Here is a 1,845-nt window from a genome sequence, read left to right as displayed (position 1 = left end):
GGGCTTAGGGAGCATTCTGGTGAGGCAATATGCTATCCGTTCGGGAGCATTTTTCGATGAGGCAATACGAATCTCACCTAGATTGCCGCTATGCAGCAATGGCCGTGATAATCCCCGGAACCATCCATAATTGAAGGATGGTGGGTTCCTTGTCTGCTACCTCTGCGAAAGCTGGTGATGAGAGAAAGATGAGCAATCCGATAAACGGAACTCGCGTTTTCATTATGGATACTGGCGCGAACCTGATCATGCTCTGATTTCCCATGGCACCTCAAAATTGGCAAGTAGTTCATTGCCAGCCAAAAGCTTCCCGATTGCACGAGAATGTGATTCAGCGTCGGGATGAGCCGATGCGACCTGACTGACTTCATGTGGCGTGTGATCGAACCGCTACTGCAAAACAAACCGTGAGGCGTCCCTCGCGTCGATGATCGGCTTGTACCGAACGGGATGCTCCGGGTGCTGCGATCTGGCGCGTCGTGGCGCGATCTTCCCGAGCGCTACGGTTCGCGCGCCATCTGCTACAACCGCGTCGTGAGATGGTGGAATACCGGAGTCAGGGACCGGATGATGGATGCCATCACAGCCGCGCATTATGGTGACATCCGGATGATCGACGGCACTTCCGTTCGTCCCCGTCAACAGGCCGCGACGGCAAAAAGGGGAATCAGGATCATTATCCTGGTCGTTCCCGAGGCGGACCCACGACCAAAATCCACGTGGTTGTCTACGGGCAAGGCCCCCTGGTCCACCTGAGCCTGACCGCCCGGCAAGGTCATGACGGTCTGCTTTGCCATGTCGATGCCGGAGCAATCGTGCTGGCGGACAAGGCATATGACGACGATCGAATCCGGAAGTCTCTCCGCGAGAACGGAGCGCTCGCCAGTATCCCGTTCAGGGCCAACCGGCGGCCGAAACCGTACTTCAGCACATGGCTCTTTCGCGAGCTGGACCTGATCGGGTGGTTCTTTTCCAAGCTGAAGCACTTCCGCCGCGTCGCGACCTGCCACGACAAATTGGCCGAAAGCTACCTGGCCATGGGCCAACTCATCTCAGTGTGCCTCTGGCTTCGCGTTTATCAGGCTACAGCCTGGCAAAGTTGGGCTAGCACCACCAGCTATCTTTGCGTTCCAGATCAAAGGACTGGAGGTCACATCACGTCTGTCCGCTGTAGCCCATCAACAGTGAGCAGATAAGGTGTTGAAATGAGAAGTTAGCAAACAAAAAACCCGGCAGCGATGCTGCCGGGTTCTTTTTGAACAATCCCGGAGGGATTAGAACGAACGCTGGAAGCGGATCATGCCCTGGAAAGCATCTTCGCCGTCGAGGCTGATGTTTTCGTCGTCCCACTTGGTGTAGGAAACTTCCGGGGTGATCGTGAAGCCAGGAACCAGTTCGTAAGCAACGTTTGCGGTTGCTGCGAAGGTCTTGGTGTCGTCGTAAGCGAGCTGCAGGTTGAAGGTAGCCTTTTCGGTTGCCTTGAACGCAGCGCCACCCCAGACAGCCCAGTCGCCGCCCCACGTGCCGTAGAAGCTGGTGATGCCGCGGTAGGTGTAGCCGTTGCCATCAACGAAGTATTCGTCGTCGTTGGACTTGTAGCCACCCTGTACCCAGAGCGAGAAACGGTCGGTGAGGTTCACGTCGCCGCGAATTTTGCCGGCCCACTCTTCGTTACGGGCGTCGTAAGCCACAACACCGGCAATCGAACCCCAGCCACCAGCATACTTCAGACCGCCAACGATGTGCGGCGTGTAGTCGCTCAGCGTAACGTCAACGTCGGAGTCGCTGTTGCCGCCTTCTTCGAGCGACAGGACGGCCGAGAAGCCGTTGCCACCGGTGAAGGTA

Annotated in this window: 1 protein-coding gene and 1 pseudogene; one reads left to right on the top strand and one right to left on the bottom strand. The window is 56.8% G+C overall.

What is annotated here, in order from left to right; all coding sequences use genetic code 11:
• Positions 1-342: 342 nt before the first annotated feature.
• Positions 343-1,091, top strand: a pseudogene (locus AAE521_RS10440) (IS5 family transposase); the annotation flags it as partial.
• A gap of 183 nt (positions 1,092-1,274) precedes the next feature.
• On the opposite strand, the gene AAE521_RS10435 reads toward AAE521_RS10440, so the two are convergent.
• On the bottom strand, positions 1,275-1,845 hold a 571-nt coding region (locus AAE521_RS10435; RefSeq protein WP_342061275.1), incomplete at its 5' end, for a porin.

It is taken from the genome of Brucella cytisi (genome assembly GCF_038433355.1).
GTDB lineage: Bacteria > Pseudomonadota > Alphaproteobacteria > Rhizobiales > Rhizobiaceae > Brucella > Brucella cytisi.
Note: the sequence above shows the minus strand (reverse complement) of the source record. Positions and strands in the feature narration are given on the sequence as shown.